This window comes from Buttiauxella cochleicola (assembly GCF_021282435.1).
Lineage (GTDB): Bacteria > Pseudomonadota > Gammaproteobacteria > Enterobacterales > Enterobacteriaceae > Buttiauxella > Buttiauxella massiliensis.
This window is the reverse complement of sequence record NZ_JAJSOT010000012.1, coordinates 83866-103326: the sequence shown is the minus strand read 5'-3', so window position 1 is coordinate 103326 and position 19461 is coordinate 83866. Positions and strand designations below refer to the sequence as shown.

Here is a 19461-nt window from a genome sequence, read left to right as displayed (position 1 = left end):
GAGGTGGCGTATATTACGCTTTCCTCTTTCAGAGTCAAGCGTTTATTTTCGCTTTTCATCTGGCTGACAAGCCGGTTTGTAAGCCGTTGTGCCGTGTCAGTGGAGGCGCAGTATAGGGATTTTCTGGGGGCTGACAAGTGTTTATTGCAAATAAATGACTGAGCGCATCTTTTTTCATCAAAACGGGTGTTTTGGACACTATTTGATGTTTAAGCGAGCTATCTCGCGGGCGAAACGCGCCACCTGAGGCCAATCTGTATAAACAACTTCTTTGCTAATATCCGTTTCACCGCCTGTCATCTTCATAATCAAACGAATCATCATGCGATCGTACCAGCTATAACGCGGGTAACGCAGCGCACCAGCAAACACTGCACAGTGTTTTGGTTGCCACGGCGAGGTCAGCAAGAACTTACGCATATAAGAGTTGGTTTGTGGTGAACGCTTCTCTGGTTTGCGTGCAACCAGGTTTACGGAAAAGAAAGCGCTTGGGATGTTGTTCAGCACTTGCTGATGCTTCTTCACAAACGCCGCAACTGATGAATGAAAGTGTCCGTACCGAATAGACGCGCCAATAACGACGCGCTCATAGTTATCCCAGGCAATATCTTTGGTGCGATGCAGATTAACCACATCGCTCTCTACGCCCAGCTCTTTCAGCTCAGATGCTATATAAGAAGCAATCTCGCGAGTTTGACCATCACGGGTCGAAAACAGAATCAAAGTTCTCACTGCAGGCTCCGGTTACTCTCGCCAGAAAGTTGGCGTGAACAGTACGAGTAAGGTAAACACTTCAAGACGGCCAAACAGCATGTTGGCAATCAGTATCCATTTCGCCACTGGGTTCATGCTGGCAAAATTGTCCGCCACAACCCCCAACCCTGGGCCAAGGTTATTTAATGTTGCTGCGACGGAAGCAAAGGCCGAGAAGTCATCCACGCCAGTCGCGATGATGGCGAGCATGCTGACGATAAAGACCAGTGCATAAGCAGAGAAGAATCCCCATACCGCTTCAAGGATACGTTCTGGTAACGCACGGTTCCCAAGCTTAATGCTATACACCGCATTTGGGTGCACCAGGCGTTTAAGCTCGCGGTTACCCTGCTTGAATAACAGCAGGATACGAATGACCTTGAGGCCACCACCCGTTGAACCAGCACAGCCGCCTATAAAAGCAGAGCACAGTAACAACACAGGTAAGAACAGAGGCCAGCGTGCAATGCTGTCTGTAGTAAATCCCGCAGTTGTCGCCATTGAGACAACCTGGAAGAATGCCTGATTCAGCGTTAACAGTGCCGTCTGGTAAGTATTATGGAACCACAATACGAGGGTACAGATAGCCACCAGCGTCAGTTGCACGCCAATGAACATGCGGAACTCAGGGTCGCGCCAATAGACTTTTAAATTACGCCCGCTTAATAAAGAGAAGTGCAGGCCATAGTTACAACCGGAGATCAGTAAGAAGATGGCAATAATAGTGTTAATCGTTGGGCTATCGAAATAGCCGATACTGGCATCGTGAGTAGAAAATCCACCAATGGCGATCGTCGCAAAACTGTGGCCTATCGCGTCAAACGCAGGCATACCCGCAAACCAAAGCGCCAGTGCACAAGCAACCGTTAGCAAGACATAAATGAGCCACAGTGTTTTTGCGGTGTCAGCAATACGCGGGCGCATTTTGTTATCTTTAAGCGGCCCCGGCATTTCCGCGCGATATAACTGCATCCCACCGACGCCCAAGATTGGCAGGATTGCCACTGCCAACACGATAATCCCCATACCGCCAAACCATTGCAGCATTTGCCGATAAAACAAAATCGCGTGTGGGAGCGTATCCAGCCCAACAAGTGTCGTCGCCCCGGTGGTGGTTAAGCCCGAGAATGATTCAAAGAACGCATCGGTAATAGTGAGATTAGGCTGTTCCGCAAAAATAAAGGGCAACGCCCCCACACTCCCCAGCACCGTCCAGAACAATACGACGATCAGGAACCCTTCTCGAGGTTTGAGCTCGCTTTTCTGTCGCCTGTTAGGCCACCACAAAAAAGAACCAATGAGTAACGCTGCGAAGAAAGTCTGGGTGAAAGCTCGACCAGCACCATCGCGATAAATTAAAGCTACCAACCCTGGAATAATCATGGTCACGGAAAAAAGAATAACTAACAGACCAACGATTCGGGTTATGGCGCGAAAATGCATTTCAGCCGCTTCCTTAACTATCAAAAAATAACGAGAGGGAATTATTATTCAGCCGGCAATAAATGCAATGCACCGCGGCTAAAATCAGCAAGTCTGACTGAAAAATCAGCAAATTTTGCTTGTGGCAATGCCACACGTAATAATACAGATGCTTGAAAATCACTTTGCATCACAATGCCGTCGTACTGCTTGAGCAGAGTTTCGATTCCGGCAAGCTGTGCGTAGTCACATTGCAAAGTATATTCGGTTAACGGAACTTTGAGCACAGTAGGCAATTGGTTTAATGCCGCCTGCACACCGCCACCATAAGCTTTCACCAAACCGCCTGTTCCGAGTTTGATTCCGCCAGAGTAGCGAACGACTACAGCTGTAATTTCACCAATACCACTTCCCATAAGCTGGGCAAGCATTGGTTTTCCAGCAGTGCCTGCGGGTTCGCCATCATCAGAAAAGCCTAACTGCTGCGAGTCATTCGGGGCACCAGCCACCCAGGCCCAGCAATGATGCCGGGCATCCGGGTGTTCAGAACGTGTTTTTTCAAGAAACGCTTTCGCCGCTATTACGCCAGTCGTATGCGCGACCAGCGTAATAAAGCGACTTTTCTTGATTTCCTCACTGAACGTGACGGACTCAGCAGGAATCAGCCAGCTATCCATTACGCCAGTTTCAAATCACGCGTCATGTTTTCAACACTGTTTTCGTAAACAATCACGTTGTCTTCAATGCGAACGCCACCGAAAGGTTTCATTGCTTCAATACGCTGCCAGTCAAAGTGTTTGCTGTACTGGCCTTCTCGCCACGGCGCGAGTAAAGATTCAATGAAGTAAATGCCCGGCTCGATAGTCAGAACCATACGCGGTTCCAGAATACGCGTGCAGCGCAGATACGGATATTGAGAAGGGGCAGCAAGGTGCGTACCGGTGTCATCCTGCATGAAACCAGCGACATCATGAACCTGCAGGCCCAATGGGTGGCCTAAACCGTGTGGCATAAATGGCCCAGTAATACCGGTTTCTACCATCGCTTCTTCGCTAATGCCCGTTACTAGCTTATGGCGGTTCAGCAGCTTCGCGATACGTTGATGGAACTGAATATGGTAATCGGTGTAACGCACACCCGCTTTCAGGGTGTCAATTAACGCAAGTTGCTCGGTGTTAACGTCTTTCACCAATTGAGCATAATCATTGTCGCTATTTGCCGACCAGGTACGCGTTAAATCAGCCGCATAACCGTTGTATTCCGCGCCAGCATCTAAAAGGAAGCTACGCATTTCCGCAGGAGCTCGATTATCTAATTTGGTGTAATGCAAAACTGCTGCGTGTTCGTTGAGTGCCACGATATTGCCATATGGCACATCGGTATCGCGGTGTCCTGTGGCAGTCAAATAAGCCTGGTTGATATCGAACTCACTCATTCCAGACAGGAAGGCTTCATGAGCTGCCTGATGGCCAACCACTGCGGTTTTCTGCGCTTCACGCATGCACGCCAATTCATAATCTGTTTTATAAGAGCGATAGTAATGCAGGTAATCAATCACCCCTTTAGGGTTGACGTTAGCACCCTGAATTTCAAGCTGCACAGCACGCTCTGGTACTGGGCCGATGTAACCGATATTGCCACGTGCAGCAGGCAATTGGCTGCCAATGCCATCTGCTTTTGGCAAAGCAATCACTTCAATTTCGTCAGTCCAGAAGGATTCTGGCAGCGGCTCAACGTTGTGCCAGTAATCAACCGGCAAGTAGAACCACAGTTTCGGTTTGTTAACGCCATCCACCAGCAGCCAGCAGTTTGGCACTTGTGTCACCGGAACCCAGGCTTTGAATTGTGGGTTAACTTTGAACGGATACGGATGATCATCCAGGAAGACGTTAACCAGCTCGCCCGAGTGAATCAACAGCGCGTCGAGATTAAAACGCGCCAGAACATTGCGGGTACGTTCCTGCAAAGTTGCCACATGATCTTTATAAAGTGAGGCCAGTGAATCCATGATTTACCCTTCTGTTTGTTTCATAAACTGAACGCCACGCATCTTAGCACACCGTAAAGTTTGCGAACTTATTTCCAGTGGCTGTGATCATCTTTGCAAATATTTAAAGAGTTATTTGCATTTCATTAACATCAATTCCACACTCCTCTCCATCTGGTACGACCAGATCCCATTGCTGGATTCAGGAGACTGACATGCTCTACCAAGGTGAAACCTTACATCTCGACTGGCTGGAAGATGGCATCGCAGAATTGGTATTCGATGCGCCCGGCTCAGTGAATAAACTCGACACCGCGACCGTTGCGAGCCTCGGGCACGCGCTGGATGTGCTGGAAAAGCAGCCGCAGTTAAAAGGCCTGCTGCTCAGTTCCAATAAAGCAGCGTTTATTGTCGGTGCAGATATTACCGAATTCCTGTCGCTGTTCCTGGTTCCTGCGGAACAACTGACTCACTGGCTGCAATTCGCCAACAGCGTTTTCAATCGCCTGGAAGATTTACCGGTCCCGACCATTTCGGCAGTTAATGGTTATGCCCTTGGCGGCGGCTGTGAATGTGTGCTGGCAACAGATTACCGTCTGGCCACACCTGATACCCGCATCGGCCTGCCAGAAACCAAACTGGGCATCATGCCAGGCTTCGGTGGTTCTGTACGTCTGCCACGTTTACTGGGTGCTGACAGCGCGCTGGAAATTATCACCGCCGGGAAAGATGTCGGCGCGGTTGAAGCGCAAAAACTCGGTTTAGTTGATGGTGTCGTTAAAACTGAAAAACTGCGCGATGGCGCACTGGCAATACTGCGCCAGGCAATTAGTGGCGATCTGGACTGGAAAGCCAAACGCGCACCGAAGCTGCAACCGCTGAAACTGAGCAAGATCGAAGCCACTATGAGCTTCACCATTGCCAAGAGCATGGTGATGCAGATTGCCGGTAAGCATTACCCGGCACCAATGACCGCCGTAAAAACAATTGAAGCCGCAGCCCGTCTGAGCCGTGATGAAGCATTAAAACTGGAGACTCAAAGTTTCGTGCCGTTGGCGCGTTCTAATGAGGCCCGTGCGCTGGTCGGGATTTTCCTTAACGACCAATACATAAAAGGTCAGGCGAAAAAGCTGACCAAAAATACCGAAACCCCGAAACAGGCCGCCGTTCTTGGCGCCGGAATTATGGGCGGCGGCATTGCTTACCAGTCTGCCTGGAAAGGCGTACCGGTATTAATGAAGGATATTAACGAAAAGTCACTGGAGCTGGGCATTAACGAAGCCAGCAAACTGCTAAACAAACAGCTGGAACGTGGAAAAATCGACGGCATGAAACTGGCGGGCGTGATTGCAACCATTCATCCGACGCTCGATTACGCAGGTTTTGAGCGTGTCGATGTGGTCGTTGAAGCGGTTGTTGAAAACCCGAAAGTGAAAAAAGCGGTTCTGGCGGAAGTGGAAGACAAAGTGCGTCCGGACACCGTGCTGGCGTCGAACACCTCGACTATTCCGATTGGCGAACTGGCAAACAGCCTGAAGCGCCCGGAAAACTTCTGCGGTATGCACTTCTTCAACCCGGTGCATCGCATGCCATTAGTGGAAGTGATTCGCGGCGAGAAAACGTCTGAGCAAACCATCGCGAAAGTCGTGGCGTGGGCCAGCAAAATGGGCAAAACGCCAATCGTGGTGAACGACTGCCCGGGCTTCTTCGTCAACCGCGTTCTGTTCCCATACTTTGCAGGCTTTAGCCAGTTGATGCGCGACGGTGCCGATTTCCGTCAAATCGACAAAGTGATGGAAAAACAGTTCGGCTGGCCAATGGGTCCGGCGTATCTGTTGGATGTGGTCGGTATTGATACCGCGCACCACGCGCAGGCGGTCATGGCGGCCGGTTTCCCACAGCGCATGCAGAAAGATTATCGCGATGCCGTTGATGCGATGTTTGATGCAGGCCGTTATGGCCAGAAAACCCAGCAGGGTTTCTATCGCTACAAACAAGACAGCAAAGACAAACCACGTAAAGAGCAGGATGAAGCAACCGTCAGCCTGCTGGCTGATGTCAGCAAACCACGCCACGACTTCAGCGACGAAGAGATCATCGCTCGCATGATGATCCCAATGGTCAACGAAGTGGTACGTTGCCTGGAAGAAGGCATTATCGCAAGCCCGGCCGAAGCCGATATGGCACTGGTTTATGGGCTCGGATTCCCTCCTTTCCACGGCGGTGCCTTCCGCTGGTTGGACACCATTGGCAGCGCCAAATATCTCGATATGGCTCAGCAGTATGAGCATCTCGGCCCGCTATACCAAGTGCCAGATGGTTTACGTATAAAAGCGTCCCGTAACGAGCCGTACTATCCACCGGTTGAAGCCGCGCGCCCAGCCAGTGACCTGAAAAGTGCCTGAGGAGTGATCATGGAAAAGGTTGTAATTGTTGATGCCATCCGCACCCCGATGGGCCGTTCAAAAGGCGGTGCGTTCCGTAACCTGCGTGCAGAAGATCTTTCCGCCCATTTGATGCGTGGGATTCTCTCACGTAACCCGGCACTTGAAGCCGCAGCACTTGATGACATTTATTGGGGCTGCGTGCAGCAGACGCTGGAGCAAGGTTTTAATATCGCGCGTAATGCGTCATTGCTGGCAGAAATCCCACATTCGGTCCCGGCTGTAACCGTAAACCGCCTGTGTGGTTCTTCGATGCAAGCGCTGCACGATGCTGCTCGTATGATTCAAACCGGGGATGCACATGCTTGTCTGATTGGTGGCGTGGAACACATGGGCCACGTGCCGATGAGCCACGGTGTTGATTTCCATCCGGGTCTGAGTCGTAACGTGGCTAAAGCGGCAGGCATGATGGGTTTAACCGCCGAAATGCTGTCGCGCATGCACGGTATCAGCCGTGAGATGCAGGACCAGTTTGCTGCTCGTTCACACCAACGAGCATGGGCTGCGACAGAAGCTGGTCATTTCAAAAATGAAATTCTGCCGATCAGCGGTCATGACGCAGACGGCGTGCTCAAACGTTTTGATTATGACGAAGTGATTCGCCCGGAAACTACCGTTGAAGGTCTGGCCGCTCTGAAACCCGCATTTGACCCGGTCAACGGAACCGTCACGGCGGGCAGCTCTTCTGCTCTTTCCGATGGTGCTTCAGCCATGTTGCTGATGAGCGAATCACGCGCCAAAGAGCTTGGCCTGAAGATTCGCGCTTATGTTCGCTCTATGGCGGTCGTTGGCTGTGATCCTTCCATTATGGGTTACGGACCTGTTCCGGCATCACAACTGGCATTGAAAAAAGCGGGCCTGACTGCCGCCGATATTGACCTGTTTGAGATGAACGAAGCATTCGCTGCACAGATCCTGCCATGTATTAAAGATCTGGGTCTGATGGATAAGATCGACGAGAAGATTAACCTGAACGGCGGTGCGATTGCGTTGGGTCACCCGCTCGGTTGTTCCGGTACGCGCATTAGCACCACGTTATTGAATCTGATGGAACGTCGTGATGCGCAGTTTGGCCTCGCCACCATGTGCATCGGATTGGGTCAGGGTATTGCCACTGTTATTGAACGAGTTTAAGGAATTAATACCCTAAATTAAGAGGTCATCCCATAAATAATTCGAGTTGCATCGCGGCGGCAACTGAGTGAATCCCCGGGAGCATAGATAACTATGTGACCGGGGTGAACGAAGACAACCAACAAAGAGGCAGCACGAATTATGACGGGGAAGGTTTAGTTGCTGTTGTTCCCGCCTGTCAGGGGCGGGTTTTTTCTTCTCCTCGAACCTCCCTCGCTGTACATATATTGCTCTGAACATCTCAACGTTCTATATTTCGCCTGGCTATGACGCCATTCTAATTAAGGGAATAAGATGAAGATTGTTCCGGCTTTACTGATGACCAGCCTATGTCTGGCCTCAATCGGGGCCAATGCAGCGGAATCGGGTGATATCAAAACGGCTAAAGATTGCCTGGCTTATGGAAAGCGGGTCATGAAAAACAACCCAGATATGATGGTTGTGCTAAATCAGGCAAAAATAAAAAACGAAGGGATTCAGATTAACAGATACGAAGAAAAGGTAGGCAAGCAGCCTGTATCTAGCGAGGTTGTGGCATCTATAAGCAGTTCGCAAGAAATACGCGGCTCCATTCTGTGTCTGTATGAATCAGACAAAAAACCGCTCTATTTCCATTACACACCGTTTGAATAAACGTTGTTAACACTTGGCCACCGCTTAAAACGGTGGCCTTTATGCATCAGATAAACGAGAACGCATCACCAAACATGCGATCAACCTGCGCACTACGTTCATTGCAGAACAAGTCGCGGGCAATTTTCGCCATCTCAAAACGCCCGGCAATATAGATATCGTGCCCGGCAAGCGTTCCGTAATCCTGCATCACCGCAGTCAGCACAGTGCCAGTACGCCCACGCCAACCTGCTTCAGGTTGTTCAACAACCGCTTCAACACGCAGATTTGGATGAACCACGGACAGCGCTTCCAGCTCAGACAGGTCATAAAGATGTTTATCTTCACGGCCGCCCCAGTAAATCGCGATTTCACGTTGTGGATTACGCGCCAGCGCCGTCAGCAAAATTGAACGCACATAAGAGAAGCCGGTACCGCCAGCAATCAGAATCAACGGACGATCTTCATCGTCGCGCAGCCAGGCATCGCCGTGTGGAATATCAACAACGATCTCTTTTTCTTTCAAAATACGGTCCATCACGGCCATGGCGTACAGATTAATCTCTGACGCGCCAATGTGCAGCTCGATAAACTCGTGGTCGCTCGGCGTGGATGCCATGGAGAACGGACGTTTGTCGCGCTCATCCATCACCACCATCAAATACTGCCCGGCCTGAAAGGAGAACTTCGCTTCCGGCAGTAATCGAACGCGATATACCGTGTCGGTTATCGCTTCTACCGAGGTCACTTTACAGCTTAAGGTTGTCATGCTTCCCCTCTGTCGGGTCAATAATGCAAAACCGTAAAATCCGCCACTCAGGCGTTTTTACTGTCGTCGAAAATAGCCAGCTCATCCCAGATTGCATCAATACGCGCGCATACTTCTGCATCTTTCTTAATAGGACGACCCCATTCACGTTGGGTTTCCCCAGGCCATTTATTGGTGGCATCCAGTCCCATTTTTGAACCAAGACCGGAAACCGGCGAGGCAAAATCCAGGTAATCAATTGGCGTGTTTTCTACCAGTACGGTATCACGCGCCGGATCCATACGCGTGGTGATGGCCCAAATTACATCGTTCCAGTCACGCGCGTTGACATCATCATCACAAACGATGACAAACTTGGTGTACATAAACTGTCGCAGGAAAGACCAGACTCCCATCATCACGCGCTTCGCATGGCCAGCGTATTGCTTCTTGATGGTGACAACCGCAAGGCGATAAGAGCAGCCTTCCGGCGGCAGATAAAAATCGACAATTTCCGGGAATTGTTTCTGCAAAATCGGCACAAACACTTCGTTAAGTGCCACACCCAGAACCGCAGGTTCATCCGGTGGACGTCCGGTGTAAGTTGAGTGATAAATCGCATTCTGCCGCTGGGTAATATGCGTCACGGTAAATACCGGGAAGTCATCTACTTCATTGTAGTAACCCGTGTGGTCACCATATGGCCCTTCCGGTGCCATTTCACCTGGCTCGATATAACCTTCAAGCACAATTTCCGCACTGGCAGGCACTTCGAGATCGTTGGAAATACACTTCACGACTTCCGTTTTTGTGCCGCGCAGCAAACCAGCAAACGCATATTCGGAAAGCGTATCAGGCACCGGCGTTACCGCGCCAAGAATAGTGGCAGGATCTGCGCCTAAGGCTACAGAAACAGGGAAACGCTCACCCGGATGTTCCGCACACCACTCCTGGAAATCAAGTGCGCCGCCGCGATGCGACAACCAACGCATAATCAGTTTGTTTTTACCAATAAGCTGCTGACGATAAATGCCCAGATTCTGGCGCTCTTTATGCGGGCCACGCGTTACCGTCAAACCCCAGGTAATCAGAGGTGCTGCATCTTCCGGCCAGCATTGCATGATAGGGATGCGCGTCAAATCGACTTCATCACCCTCAAAGATTTGTTCCTGACAAGGGGCGTTACGCAGGCGCTTAGTCGGCATATTCAGAACTTGTTTAAACTGTGGCAGCTTATCGAACAAGTCGCGGAAACCTTTCGGTGGCTCCGGCTCTTTCAGAAAGGCAAGTAATTTACCCACTTCGCGCAGCGCCGACACATCTTCCTGCCCCATCCCCATCGCGACACGTTTTGGCGTGCCAAACAGGTTGCACAGCACTGGCATGTCATACCCTTTAGGGTTCTCAAATAGCAGCGCAGGGCCATTGGCGCGCAAAGTACGATCGGCAATTTCAGTCATTTCCAGGTACGGATCGACTGGCATTGCGATACGCTTTAGCTCACCGCGTTGTTCGAGTAGTTCCAGAAAGTCGCGTAGGTCGTGGTATTTCATGCAATTAATCGTAGTCAGGATTTGGCGGTCATTATACGGGCTTCATGCACAGCATGCTGTATTTTTGTTAATAACGCGTAAATGCTTATCTGATAACCAATCAGTGATTGGTTATACCTGAGCCGTCTATCCCTGATAACGGCCTTTTGCTATTCTTCCTCGGTTAATGAGGAAAAGAGACACTATGGAATCCTGGTATTTGTTGTACTGCAAACGAGGTCAATTACTACGGGCGCAAGAGCATCTCGAGCGTCAGGACGTGAATTGCCTTACCCCGATGATCAAAATTGAAAAGATCGTTCGAGGCAAACGCACTGCGGTCGATGAACCATTGTTCCCAAACTATATGTTTGTCCGGTTTGACCCTGAAAATATTCATACCACAACCATAAACTCTACGCGTGGCGTCAGCCATTTCGTGCGTTTCGGCAGCCTGCCGGCTACTGTACCGAGTGATGTGATTGAGCAGCTCATCAGCCACACCCCGGAGAACGTTCTGGACCCGGATACGCCGTACGAAGGCGATCGCGTGGTGATAACCGAAGGGGCATTCGAAGGTCTGGAGGCGATTTTTAGCGAACCAGACGGAGAAGCCCGCTCTATGCTGCTGCTCAACTTGTTGAATAAACAAGTGATGCAAAGTGTGAAGAATACGGATTTCAAAAAGACGTAAAAAAGGGCCAGCGATTGCTGGCCCTATATTTTGACTCTAGCGCTGCATTTGCTCGTCATGCAACCATTGCGCGACACGCTTCGAGAAGTACGTCAGCACACCATCAGCACCTGCGCGTTTAAAGCACAGTAACGACTCCATGATAGCCGGCTTTTCTGCCAACCAGCCGTTCTGAATCGCCGCCATATGCATCGCATATTCACCGGAAACCTGGTAGGCAAAAGTTGGCACGCCAAAGGTGTCTTTCACGCGGCGAACCACATCCAGATACGGCATACCTGGTTTTACCATCACCATATCTGCGCCTTCTTGCAGATCCTGAGCGACTTCCTGCAAAGCTTCATCGCTATTGGCCGGGTCCATCTGATAGGTCTTTTTATTGCCACCTTTCAGGTTGCCGGATGAGCCAATTGCGTCACGGAACGGGCCGTAATAGCACGATGCGTATTTCGCGGCATAAGACATAATCTGGGTATTCACGAAACCATCCAGCTCAAGCTGGTCGCGAATCGCCCCGATACGACCATCCATCATGTCACTTGGCGCGATGATTTCAGCCCCTGCTTCTGCATGAGACAGCGCCTGGCGCACCAGAATTTCACGCGTAATATCGTTGATAACGTAACCGTCTGCATCAATCACGCCGTCCTGACCGTGAGTAGTGTATGGATCAAGCGCAACGTCGGTCAGCAGACCCAGTTCTGGCACGGCATCTTTCAGTGCGCGAACCGCACGCTGAACCAGCCCGTTCGGGTTATAAGCTTCTTCAGCATGCAGCGACTTCCCTGCGCTCTCGATGACCGGGAACAGGGACAGCACCGGCACACCCAGCTTCGCAACGGCTTCCGCTTCTTTGAGCAGCAAATCGATAGTCATGCGGTAAACGCCCGGCATTGACGCCACTTCTTCCTGACGGTTCTGACCTTCCATCACAAACACAGGGTAGATAAGGTCATTAACCGTTAATTGATTTTCGCTCACCAGGCGGCGGCTGAAATCGTGACGACGGACGCGGCGCATACGGCGGCCAGGAAACGTACCGGGAAATGCATAGCTCATTTACTTTCTCCTGATTTAAGCCAACCGGAAAAGACGGCGGGCATTGTCATCTGTTACTTGCGCAAGCCAGGCGGGATCTTCTCCACGCCATTGAGCCACCTTGTTCAGGATATGCGGCAAGTAACAGGGTTCGTTCCGGCGGGAAGCAGGTTTTGGTTTTAGATCCCGCGGTAACAAATAGGGGGCATCGGTTTCCAGCAGCAGTTGATGTGCTGGGATCACCGGTAGCAATTCACGTAATTCTTGGCCACGGCGCTCATCGCACACCCAACCGGTCACGCCGATGAAAAGCCCACGCGCCAGACACTCACGCGCTTCATTTTCTGTACCGGTAAAGCAATGCAGCACCACACCTGGTAATTTATCGAGCCATGGGTCGAGCAGAGCAATAAAACGTTCGTGTGCCTCACGGCAGTGTAAAAATACCGGCATCATCAGGTCAGCCGCAAGGGCCAGTTGTGCGGTAAAAGCACGCTCTTGTTCAGCTGGTGTTGAGAAATTACGATTGAAATCCAGGCCACACTCGCCGATCGCGACCACTTCAGAAGCACCAGCAAGTTTGCGAATAGCCTCTGCCGTTTCGTCTTGCCACTGGCTGGCATCATGAGGGTGAACACCGGCGGTAGACCAGCACCCTTGATACTGTTGTGCCAGTAACAAAGCTTGCTCGCTTTCATGCAGATTCGTGCCGGTCAGCAACATGCCGCTGACTCCCGCTGAATGCGCGCGAGCAACAACTTCTGCATGATCTTTCGCAAACTGTGAGCTGGTAAGATTTACACCGATATCAAACATAGCGCCTTCCAAACGACGACCGCCCTGATGGGCGGCCTGAAATTATGACTATTTATTAGAGTGTTGGTCTTCTGCTTCTGGAGCATCTTCCGGGTCTTCTTCACCTCTTCTACGCCCTTTACCGACATAGAAACGAGAAAAGAACACACCGACTTCAAACAGGCAGTACATCGGAATTGCCAGTAGTGTTTGCGAAAATACATCCGGCGGAGTCAACAGCATACCAACCACGAATGCACCAACCAGAATATACGGGCGCTTTTTCTTTAACGCTTCCGGGCTGGTTACACCCATCCAGCACAGCAGAATAATCGCTACCGGTACTTCAAAAGCCACACCAAATGCCATAAACAATGCCATGACAAAATCGAGGTATTTCGTTATGTCAGTAGACATCACGACCCCTATTGGTGCGGTTTTCGTAAGGAACCCAAACGCTAAAGGGAACACCACGAAATAGGCAAAAGCGATGCCGATATAAAACAGCATTGTGCTGGAGAACAGCAGTGGCATAACCAGTTTGCGCTCGTGTTTATAAAGCGCAGGCGCAATAAATGCCCAAATTTGATAAAGAATGACCGGTGCTGACAAGAACACCGAGACATAAATCGTCAGTTTAATAGGCGCAAAAAACGGTGATGCGACATCGGTAGCAATCATCGTTGAGCCTACCGGCATCTGGCTGATAAGCGGGGCGGAGACAATTTGGTAAATGTCGTTCGCAAAATAAACCAGTGCCAGGAAAATCACCAGCACAGCGATAATGCTATTTAATAGTCGCTTGCGTAGCTCAATCAGATGGCTGATAAGCGGTTGGGTATCTTCTACGGCCATGTTTACTGTTTATCACTCGAAGGTTGAGAAGACGCTGGTATTTTGGCTGGTTCTGCCACGGGTTTAATCTGAGGCTGGATCAACTCGTCCGAAACTGCCGCAGGTGCAGGAACTGTTTCAGACTCAACGGCAGGAGCCTGATCGGGCGCACTGGCCTGGTGTGCTGCGGTGGCAGGAGTCACGCCGTCGTGGCTATCCTCGGCATCTTTTATCAATGGGTTATGGATGGTATGAGCCTCGTCACTCCCCTTTTCAGGTTCCTGAGTGTACGAGCGTTTCATTGACTCTGCAGCCTGACGCAGCTCATCCATTGATGCCTTTAGCTCTGGAGTGAGATTATCCATGCTCGCCTTTTCAACCTTCTTCAGGCTGTCTTGCAGCTCCTGGATTTTCAGTTCCTGAACCAGTTCATTTTGCACAGTTGCCGCGAGCGAACGCAAAGCACGAACCCACCCGACAACCGTTTTAACTGCCACAGGCAAACGTTGTGGCCCGAGAACAATCAGGCCAATCACGAACACCAGTAGCAACTCACTGAAACCAATATCGAACACGGTTTACACCTGCTCTTTATCGTTGCTCTTTGCTTCGTCTTTCTTCACTTCGCCAGGCTGCTTATCAGCGAGTGTTTTCGCCGTGAAATCAGCATCCTGAACGGATTTATCTTTCTCTTTGTCTTCATCGTCACCCATCGCTTTTTTAAAGCCTTTGATGGATGCGCCCAAATCAGAACCGATAGAACCCAGTTTCTTGGTACCAAACAGCAGAACGACGATCACGGCAATGATCAACAATTGCCAAATACTGATACCACCCATAGTGTTGCCTCAGAGTCATAATGATAAAAAGAATAACGGTGCATATTGTACCGCACGTTGTCTGTTAAAAACGATTAAAAACAACTCAGGTTGAGCGCCGCCAGCCAATCAGCCAGGTCACAATCCCCCCGGCCATCAACCAGGCGGGCATAAATTCCCATTCTGGTTTGTTAATCAATAATAAAGTCCCGCTTAGCATTAGCGTAGCGCCAATGCCAAACAGATAGCGCGATTGCGACTGACGTACCTGATTGCGTTGTAAATCTCGCGTTATTTTATCAACGCTGTGCTGTAATTGTTTACCCTGGCGCAAACTGTCGTACATCAGTTCTGGCAGTTCTGGCATTTTTTCTATCCAGAACGGTGCTTTTTCTTTAAACGAACGGATAAGCGCAGGAATACCCACCTGATCTTTGATCCAATCTTCCAGGAAAGGCTTGGCTGTTTTCCACAAATCCAGTTGCGGATAAAGCTGCCTTCCAAGCCCTTCAACGTAAAGTAGCGTCTTTTGCAATAAAACCAGCTGCGGCTGCACTTCCATATTAAAGCGGCGTGCCGTATTGAACAGGTTCAGCAGCACATGGCCAAAGGAAATTTCCGCTAATGGCTTTTCAAAGATAGGCTCGCAAACTGTACGAATGGCAAACTCGAAGTCTTCAACATTCGTGTCTGGCGGAACCCAGCCTGAATCCACATGCAGTTCAGCAACTTTGCGGTAATCACGGTTAAAGAAGGCGATAAAGTTCTCAGCCAGATAGCGCTTATCTTCTTTATTGAGCGAACCCACAATACCGCAGTCGATACCAATGTATTGCGGGTCTTCAGGGTGTTCATAGCTGACGAAAATATTGCCTGGATGCATATCCGCGTGGAAGAAGCTGTCACGGAAAACCTGGGTGAAGAACACCTGCACGCCACGCTCTGCCAACAGTTTCATGTTGGTGCCCTGCTTATGAAGCATCGCAATATCAGAAACGGGAATACCGTAAATTCGCTCCATCACCATCATGTCCTGACTGCAATAGTCAGAGAACACTTCCGGTACATACAGCATCGAGCTACCTTCAAAATTGCGGCGCAACTGAATGGCGTTTGCCGATTCGCGCAGCAAATTTAGTTCATCAATTAAGGTCTTCTCATATTCGCGCACAACTTCAAGCGGGCGCAAACGGCGGCCATCAGGCAGCAAACGCGGTACCCATCGTGCGAGACGATAGATTAGTTTCATATCCGCTTTGATGATCGGCAAAATATCCGGACGAATAACTTTGATAACCACTTCTCGCCCATTCTCTTTCAGGCGAGCGGTATGGACCTGGGCAATGGAAGCTGACGCGAGCGGTTTGATTTCAAAATCGTCAAACCAGGCCTCTACGGGAAGCCCTCCCATCGCTTGTTCGATTTGTTTTTTTGCCAGTGCGCCGTCAAACGGTGCAACGCGGTCCTGCAACATCGCCAGTTGATCGGCAATTTGCGGTGGGAACAAGTCACGACGTGTAGAAAGCATCTGGCCAAACTTGATCCATACCGGGCCAAGCTCTTGTAAAGCCAGACGCAAACGCTCACCGAGAGGTTTTTCTTTATGGCGGTTTGGCATCCAGAAAAGCATGCGCCGCCAGATACGTAATGGCAGCGTAATTCGGACACGAGGAATCAGTTCATCCAGACCATAACTAAGAAAAGTGCGGACAATGAAATACAGGCGACGAATTTCTCCAGGCGTCATTTGTTCTCCAGTTTGTTCAGTCGCGCGATAAGTGCGTCAACATTTCGTTCGACTGCTGCCGTTTCCTCAGCAAACCATGCAACCTCAAGCGATCCAGGTGCCATCTTCCACTCTTCCGTAATGGCTTCTGACAGGTATTGCTGGTTACGGGTAAATCCTTTTTTGAATAACTTACCGCCACCACGGATAACTTTACTGATACCTTCGGCGGCAATATCACCAATGTAAGGTGCTAATAATTCAGCAGGATCGAACTCGGCAAGATCCATCAGAGAAACCCAATTCTGGACAACCTGAAGATCGCCTTGTACCTCTAATTCACCGCTGCGAATCAGTGCAGTAAGTTGCTGCCTGTCACGTAGTTTAGGCAAGGTGCCAAGCCCGGTCAGCACCATGCAATCAGCTTCATCTTCCCACTGGCCCAGTACATCAATTTGCTGTTCGCTAAAGACCAGAACAATTGGCGAAGAGAACTCTTTAAGCTCAACGCGTAATACCTTACCCACTAAGCGCTGACGTGCCGCTTTCAGTCCCCGATCGCGCCAGAGAAAAGTATTGAGGATATTTTCAATTCCGGCAGTCATTAGCGGTGTAAAAGGCATCACGAGTTCCCTGTCAGAATTTATAGCCACGGTGCAGAGCAACTACGCCAGCGGTCAGATTGAAATAGGTAGTATTTTCAAAGCCCGCATCTTCCATCATCGCTTTCAATGTTTCTTGATCAGGATGCATGCGAATAGACTCAGCCAGATAACGGTAGCTTTCTGCATCCTGCGCAACAATTTCACCGATTCGTGGCAAAATGTGGAAGGAGTACGCATCGTAAGCTTTGCTCAGTGGTTCAATAATCGGTTTAGAGAATTCCAGAACCAACAGGCGGCCACCTGGTTTTAATACGCGATACATTGAACGCAGCGCTTTCTCTTTGTCTGTCACATTACGCAGACCGAAAGAGATGGTGATGCAATCAAAAAAGTTATCCGGGAATGGCAGGGCTTCAGCGTTAGCCTGAACATAGTTCACGTTGCCAACCACACCGATGTTGCGCAGTTTTTCGCGCCCCATTTTCAGCATTGAGTCATTGATATCAGCCAGAACCACTTCGCCTGTTTCGCCAACCAGTCGAGAGAACTTAGCGGTTAAATCGCCGGTTCCACCTGCTAAGTCCAGTACGCGCTGACCACGACGAACACCACTGCAATCAATGGTGAAACGCTTCCATATACGATGGATGCCAAATGACATTAAGTCATTCATTACGTCGTATTTTGCGGCCACAGAGTGGAACACATTAGCGACCATATCGGCCTTCTGTTCCTTCGCTACAGTGCGAAAGCCAAAGTGTGTTGTTTCCTGGGATTCTTCAACCATCTCAATGCCTGCTTGTCCAAAAAATGTTTGTGAAGTGTAACAGAATGGGGCCTAAAGCCCTATGCTTCAAGCTGCAGGGTTTAACCGAAGCTCAACGCTAACCGACGATTCGTCGGTTCTCTAAACTGTTGTCCGTGTTCTTTTCTTCGTCGTTTTCATGCTCATGGCGCTCGGTGTTATCGCCGTCTTCAAGTCTGGCCTGCTCGACTAAATCTGGATTAATCTCACGTTTAACCTCAACACCCAGACCACGAAACGCATCAGCCTGGAGCAGAATATTTCCGCGCCCGGTAGAGAGTTTTTTCATCGCCTGTCGATAGTTATCCTGCGCTTTATCCAGGCTTTGACCAATCGCCGACATATCATCAACAAAGAGGCGCATTTTGTCATACAGGCGGCCTGCGCGTTCGGCAATTTGTTGCGCATTCCGGCTTTGATGCTCATAACGCCACAAATTGGCAACCGTTCTTAACGCCACAAGCAGCGTGGTCGGGCTAACCAGCATGATGTTATTCTTGAGTGCTTCACTGATAAGTTCCGGCTGGCGATCAATCGCCAGTAAAAAAGCGGGCTCTACCGGGATAAACATCAGTACATAATCCAGCGAACGTAGACCAGGCAACTGCTGATAGTCCTTACGGCCCAGCATGCGAATGTGGTTACGCACCGCTGCAATATGCTCGTTGAGGGCGATTTCACGAGTTACGTCGTCGTCGCCGTTGTAGTAACGCTCATAGGCCACCAGCGTCATTTTGGCGTCGATAACCACATCTTTGCCCTGCGGCAAACGCACGATGACATCCGGCTGCATGCGGCTGTTATTTTCTAGCTGAATGTTTACCTGGGTTTCGTATTCATACCCTTCGCGTAAGCCAGAGGCTTCCAGCACACGTGTTAGTACAACCTCACCCCAGTTTCCCTGGGTTTTATTGTCCCCTTTCAGGGCTTTGGTGAGGTTCAGTGCCTCTTGTGCCATCTGAGCATTAAGCTGCTGAAGGTTACGAATTTCGTGGGTTAGCGTGTGGCGTTCGCGAGCTTCCTGGCCAAAACTTTCCTGAACCTGGCGGCGGAAACCATCCAGTTGTTCGCGCAGTGGCGAGAGCAAGCCATTCAAACTTTGGCGGTTTTGCTCTTCAACTTTACGGCCACTGTGTTCAAAAATCCGGTTGGCGAGGTTTTCAAATTGTTCGCTGAGGCGCTGCTCGCTGTTGAGCATCTGCCGATGTTTGTCATCAGCATTTAGACGGGTTTGTTCCAGAAGTGTGGAAAGTTCGCGGATATCGGCTTCCTGCGCACTGTTAATTTCAAGCTGAGTGCGCAGCTCACGGTTGAGTTGCTCGCATTCTTCTTTCCAGTGCTGGTTTTGCTGTAACTCCTGCCGTGCAGCAGTCAGTTCGCCGTAGATTTCTCTTTGTTCTTCGTGCAGTTCGGATTGCCGCCCAGCCGCCCGCAAACTTGCCAGCAACCAGCCAGTCAGAACTCCAACCAGCGCAATACCCAGCCCGAATAAAATAGAAATATCCACAGTCACT

At 50.2% G+C, this 19461-nt stretch carries 19 protein-coding genes; 4 read left to right on the top strand and 15 right to left on the bottom strand.

What is annotated here, in order from left to right; genetic code table 11:
• Nucleotides 1-198: 198 nt before the first annotated feature.
• Genes hemG through pepQ form a run of 4 tightly spaced genes read right to left on the bottom strand, consistent with a single transcriptional unit; the run spans nucleotide 199 to nucleotide 4183 of the window.
• The gene (hemG, locus tag LVQ77_RS20985) at nucleotides 199-732 is read right to left on the bottom strand and encodes a menaquinone-dependent protoporphyrinogen IX dehydrogenase (RefSeq protein ID WP_232905407.1); all 534 of its coding nucleotides are present in this window, start codon (nucleotides 730-732) and stop codon (nucleotides 199-201) included.
• 12 nt (nucleotides 733-744) lie between these two features.
• Complete coding sequence (trkH, locus tag LVQ77_RS20980; protein ID WP_034461629.1) at nucleotides 745-2196, bottom strand: Trk system potassium transporter TrkH; 1452 nt, start codon at nucleotides 2194-2196, stop codon at nucleotides 745-747.
• 44 nt (nucleotides 2197-2240) lie between these two features.
• Nucleotides 2241-2852, bottom strand: a complete 612-nt coding sequence (locus tag LVQ77_RS20975) for an IMPACT family protein (RefSeq protein ID WP_232905406.1) — start codon at nucleotides 2850-2852, stop codon at nucleotides 2241-2243.
• Nucleotides 2852-4183, bottom strand: coding sequence for a Xaa-Pro dipeptidase (pepQ, locus tag LVQ77_RS20970; RefSeq protein ID WP_232905405.1), 1332 nt, complete (start codon nucleotides 4181-4183; stop codon nucleotides 2852-2854). The genes LVQ77_RS20975 and pepQ overlap by 1 nt, the downstream gene beginning before the upstream one ends.
• A gap of 194 nt (nucleotides 4184-4377) precedes the next feature.
• On the opposite strand from pepQ, the gene fadB reads away from it, so the two are divergent.
• The 3 genes from fadB (at nucleotide 4378) to LVQ77_RS20955 (ending at nucleotide 8373) form a co-directional block, all read left to right on the top strand.
• A complete protein-coding gene (fadB, locus tag LVQ77_RS20965; RefSeq protein ID WP_232905404.1) occupies nucleotides 4378-6567 on the top strand; it encodes a fatty acid oxidation complex subunit alpha FadB in 2190 nt (729 codons plus the stop codon).
• Nucleotides 6568-6576: 9 nt separating this feature from the next.
• Complete coding sequence (gene fadA, locus LVQ77_RS20960) at nucleotides 6577-7740, top strand: acetyl-CoA C-acyltransferase FadA (protein WP_232866831.1); 1164 nt, start codon at nucleotides 6577-6579, stop codon at nucleotides 7738-7740.
• Between the two features lie 294 nt (nucleotides 7741-8034).
• Entirely contained in the window at nucleotides 8035-8373 is a 339-nt protein-coding gene (locus tag LVQ77_RS20955; protein WP_232905403.1) for a hypothetical protein, read from the top strand.
• A 46-nt stretch (nucleotides 8374-8419) separates the two neighbouring features.
• Here the strand turns inward: LVQ77_RS20955 and fre are convergent, their stop codons facing one another.
• A complete protein-coding gene (gene fre, locus LVQ77_RS20950; protein ID WP_151995921.1) occupies nucleotides 8420-9121 on the bottom strand; it encodes an NAD(P)H-flavin reductase in 702 nt (233 codons plus the stop codon).
• 47 nt (nucleotides 9122-9168) lie between these two features.
• Nucleotides 9169-10653, bottom strand: coding sequence for a 4-hydroxy-3-polyprenylbenzoate decarboxylase (gene ubiD / locus LVQ77_RS20945; RefSeq protein ID WP_151995922.1), 1485 nt, complete (start codon nucleotides 10651-10653; stop codon nucleotides 9169-9171).
• A 184-nt stretch (nucleotides 10654-10837) separates the two neighbouring features.
• Here ubiD and rfaH point away from each other — a divergent pair, with 184 nt between their 5' ends.
• On the top strand, nucleotides 10838-11326 hold the full coding sequence (gene rfaH / locus LVQ77_RS20940; RefSeq protein ID WP_232866824.1) for a transcription/translation regulatory transformer protein RfaH: 489 nt from the start codon (nucleotides 10838-10840) through the stop codon (nucleotides 11324-11326).
• A 36-nt stretch (nucleotides 11327-11362) separates the two neighbouring features.
• On the opposite strand, the gene hemB is transcribed toward rfaH, so the two are convergent.
• From hemB to rmuC, 9 genes are all read right to left on the bottom strand, one after another.
• A complete protein-coding gene (gene hemB, locus LVQ77_RS20935) occupies nucleotides 11363-12385 on the bottom strand; it encodes a porphobilinogen synthase (RefSeq protein WP_232866822.1) in 1023 nt (340 codons plus the stop codon).
• A 15-nt stretch (nucleotides 12386-12400) separates the two neighbouring features.
• Nucleotides 12401-13180 carry a 3'-5' ssDNA/RNA exonuclease TatD gene (tatD, locus tag LVQ77_RS20930; protein WP_232905402.1) on the bottom strand — a complete coding sequence of 260 codons (780 nt, stop codon included), beginning with the start codon at nucleotides 13178-13180 and terminating at the stop codon, nucleotides 12401-12403.
• A 48-nt stretch (nucleotides 13181-13228) separates the two neighbouring features.
• Nucleotides 13229-14014, bottom strand: a complete 786-nt coding sequence (tatC, locus tag LVQ77_RS20925; RefSeq protein WP_232905401.1) for a Sec-independent protein translocase subunit TatC — start codon at nucleotides 14012-14014, stop codon at nucleotides 13229-13231.
• Nucleotides 14015-14016: 2 nt separating this feature from the next.
• Nucleotides 14017-14568 (bottom strand): Sec-independent protein translocase protein TatB, encoded by a 552-nt coding sequence (gene tatB, locus LVQ77_RS20920; protein ID WP_232905400.1) that lies wholly within the window; start codon nucleotides 14566-14568, stop codon nucleotides 14017-14019.
• Nucleotides 14569-14571: 3 nt separating this feature from the next.
• Nucleotides 14572-14832 (bottom strand): Sec-independent protein translocase subunit TatA, encoded by a 261-nt coding sequence (gene tatA, locus LVQ77_RS20915; protein WP_034492140.1) that lies wholly within the window; start codon nucleotides 14830-14832, stop codon nucleotides 14572-14574.
• A gap of 85 nt (nucleotides 14833-14917) precedes the next feature.
• Nucleotides 14918-16558 (bottom strand): ubiquinone biosynthesis regulatory protein kinase UbiB, encoded by a 1641-nt coding sequence (gene ubiB, locus LVQ77_RS20910; protein WP_232905399.1) that lies wholly within the window; start codon nucleotides 16556-16558, stop codon nucleotides 14918-14920.
• The gene (gene ubiJ / locus LVQ77_RS20905; protein ID WP_064515232.1) at nucleotides 16555-17160 is read right to left on the bottom strand and encodes a ubiquinone biosynthesis protein UbiJ; all 606 of its coding nucleotides are present in this window, start codon (nucleotides 17158-17160) and stop codon (nucleotides 16555-16557) included. The genes ubiB and ubiJ overlap by 4 nt, the downstream gene beginning before the upstream one ends.
• Before the next feature lie 13 nt (nucleotides 17161-17173).
• Nucleotides 17174-17929, bottom strand: a complete 756-nt coding sequence (gene ubiE / locus LVQ77_RS20900; protein ID WP_034492146.1) for a bifunctional demethylmenaquinone methyltransferase/2-methoxy-6-polyprenyl-1,4-benzoquinol methylase UbiE — start codon at nucleotides 17927-17929, stop codon at nucleotides 17174-17176.
• Nucleotides 17930-18026: 97 nt separating this feature from the next.
• A complete protein-coding gene (gene rmuC / locus LVQ77_RS20895; protein WP_232905398.1) occupies nucleotides 18027-19454 on the bottom strand; it encodes a DNA recombination protein RmuC in 1428 nt (475 codons plus the stop codon).
• Nucleotides 19455-19461 lie beyond the last annotated feature (7 nt).

Coding starts and splice junctions, on each gene's coding strand:
- trkH (WP_034461629.1), bottom strand. CDS start 2,196: ATGCATTTTCGCGCCATAACCCGAATCGTTGGTCTGTTAGTTATTCTT.
- LVQ77_RS20975 (WP_232905406.1), bottom strand. CDS start 2,852: ATGGATAGCTGGCTGATTCCTGCTGAGTCCGTCACGTTCAGTGAGGAA.
- pepQ (WP_232905405.1), bottom strand. CDS start 4,183: ATGGATTCACTGGCCTCACTTTATAAAGATCATGTGGCAACTTTGCAG.
- fadB (WP_232905404.1), top strand. CDS start 4,378: ATGCTCTACCAAGGTGAAACCTTACATCTCGACTGGCTGGAAGATGGC.
- fadA (WP_232866831.1), top strand. CDS start 6,577: ATGGAAAAGGTTGTAATTGTTGATGCCATCCGCACCCCGATGGGCCGT.
- LVQ77_RS20955 (WP_232905403.1), top strand. CDS start 8,035: ATGAAGATTGTTCCGGCTTTACTGATGACCAGCCTATGTCTGGCCTCA.
- fre (WP_151995921.1), bottom strand. CDS start 9,121: ATGACAACCTTAAGCTGTAAAGTGACCTCGGTAGAAGCGATAACCGAC.
- ubiD (WP_151995922.1), bottom strand. CDS start 10,653: ATGAAATACCACGACCTACGCGACTTTCTGGAACTACTCGAACAACGC.
- rfaH (WP_232866824.1), top strand. CDS start 10,838: ATGGAATCCTGGTATTTGTTGTACTGCAAACGAGGTCAATTACTACGG.
- hemB (WP_232866822.1), bottom strand. CDS start 12,385: ATGAGCTATGCATTTCCCGGTACGTTTCCTGGCCGCCGTATGCGCCGC.
- tatD (WP_232905402.1), bottom strand. CDS start 13,180: ATGTTTGATATCGGTGTAAATCTTACCAGCTCACAGTTTGCGAAAGAT.
- tatC (WP_232905401.1), bottom strand. CDS start 14,014: ATGGCCGTAGAAGATACCCAACCGCTTATCAGCCATCTGATTGAGCTA.
- tatA (WP_034492140.1), bottom strand. CDS start 14,832: ATGGGTGGTATCAGTATTTGGCAATTGTTGATCATTGCCGTGATCGTC.
- ubiB (WP_232905399.1), bottom strand. CDS start 16,558: ATGACGCCTGGAGAAATTCGTCGCCTGTATTTCATTGTCCGCACTTTT.
- ubiJ (WP_064515232.1), bottom strand. CDS start 17,160: ATGCCTTTTACACCGCTAATGACTGCCGGAATTGAAAATATCCTCAAT.
- ubiE (WP_034492146.1), bottom strand. CDS start 17,929: ATGGTTGAAGAATCCCAGGAAACAACACACTTTGGCTTTCGCACTGTA.